This is a genomic window from Amycolatopsis acidicola (assembly GCF_007713735.2).
Taxonomy (GTDB): Bacteria; Actinomycetota; Actinomycetes; order Mycobacteriales; family Pseudonocardiaceae; genus Amycolatopsis_E; species Amycolatopsis_E acidicola.
Map to the genome: position 1 here is coordinate 1 of NZ_VMNW02000188.1, position 1830 is coordinate 1830.

Consider the following 1830-nt stretch of genomic DNA (forward strand, 5'->3'; position numbering starts at 1 on the left):
GTACGGCCGGGCAGACGCCGATCGTGAGGCGTTTTGGGCGGAGCAGGCGGAGCGGTTGTCGTGGGATACGAAGTGGTCCCGGGTGCTGGATTGGTCGGGGGCGCCGTTCGCGAAGTGGTTCGTGGGCGGGAAGTTGAATGTGGCTTATAACTGTGTGGATCGGCATGTGGAGTCGGGGCATGGTTCGCAGGTGGCGATCCATTGGGTTGGTGAGCCGGGTGATAGCCGCGATATCACGTATGCGGAGTTGAAGGACGAGGTGTCCCGGGCGGCGAACGCGTTGTTGTCGTTGGGGGTGTCGTCGGGGGATCGGGTGGCGATCCAGTTGCAGATGGTGCCTGAGGCGATCGTGGCGATGCTGGCGTGTGCCCGGATCGGGGCGCTGCACAGTGTGGTGTTCGGGGGGTTTTCGCCGACGGCGTTGCGGTCGCGGGTGGATGACGCGGCGGCGAAGGTGGTGATCACCTCGGATGGGCAGTATCGGCGGGGGAAGGCCGCGCCGATGAAGGCCAACGTCGATGAAGCCCTGCAGGGGGCGGAGTCGGTGGAGAAGGTGGTCGTGGTGCGCCGCACCGGCGGGGACACGCCGATGACCGAGGGCCGGGATGTGTGGTGGCACGATCTGGTCGAGGCCCAGTCCCCGGTGCACACGCCGGAGGCGTTCGATGCCGAGCATCCGTTGTTCATCCTCTACACCTCGGGGACGACGGGGAAGCCGAAGGGGATCCTGCATACCTCGGGGGGTTATCTGACGCAGGTGTCCTACACCCATCATGTGGTGTTCGATCACAAGCCGGGGGAGGATGTGTACTGGTGCACCGCGGATATCGGGTGGGTGACCGGGCACTCCTACATCGTGTATGGGCCGTTGGCCAACCGGGCCACGCAGGTGGTGTATGAGGGCACCCCGAACACCCCGCACGAGGGCCGGCATTGGGAGATCGTGCAGCAGCACAAGGTCTCCATCTACTACACCGCGCCGACGCTGATCCGCACGTTCATGAAGTGGGGCGATGACATCCCCGCCCAATACGACCTGTCCAGCCTGCGGGTGCTGGGCAGTGTGGGTGAGCCGATCAACCCGGAGGCGTGGATGTGGTACCGGGAACACATCGGGGCCGGGAGGACCCCGGTGGTGGACACGTGGTGGCAGACCGAAACCGGTGGCATCATGATCTCCCCCCTGCCCGGTGTCACCGCCACCAAACCCGGATCGGCGCAGCAGGCGCTGCCGGGGATCTCGGCGAAGGTGGTCGATGACGGCGGGGTGGAGGTGCCGCACGGGGGTGGCGGGTATCTGGTGCTGGACAAGCCGTGGCCCTCGATGCTGCGCGGGATCTGGGGCGATGACGAGCGGTTCAGGGAAACCTACTGGTCCCGGTTTGCCGAGCAGGGGTTCTACTTCGCCGGGGACGGCGCCAAATACGACACCGACGGCGACATCTGGCTCCTGGGCCGCGTGGACGACGTGATGAACGTGTCCGGGCACCGCATCTCCACCACCGAAGTCGAATCCGCGCTCGTCTCGCACCCCACCGTCGCCGAAGCCGCCGTGGTCGGCGCCTCCGACGCCACCACCGGGCAGGGGATCGTGGCGTTCGTGATCCTGCGCGGCAACGCCATCGACGGTGGAGACACCGCCGTGCAGGACCTACGCAACCACGTGGCCAAGGAAATCGGGCCCATCGCCAAACCCCGCCAGATCATGGTCGTGCCCGAACTCCCCAAAACCCGCTCCGGGAAAATCATGCGCCGCCTCCTGCGCGACGTCGCGGAAAACCGCGCCATCGGCGACGTCACCACCCTCGCCGACTCCTCAGTCATGGACCT

General features: G+C 66.3%; 1 protein-coding gene. It reads left to right on the forward strand.

From position 1 onward, the window contains the following. Positions 1 to 1830 (forward strand): acetate--CoA ligase (acs, locus tag FPZ12_RS45355; RefSeq protein ID WP_150980817.1); only part of this gene is annotated, 1830 nt, incomplete at both ends.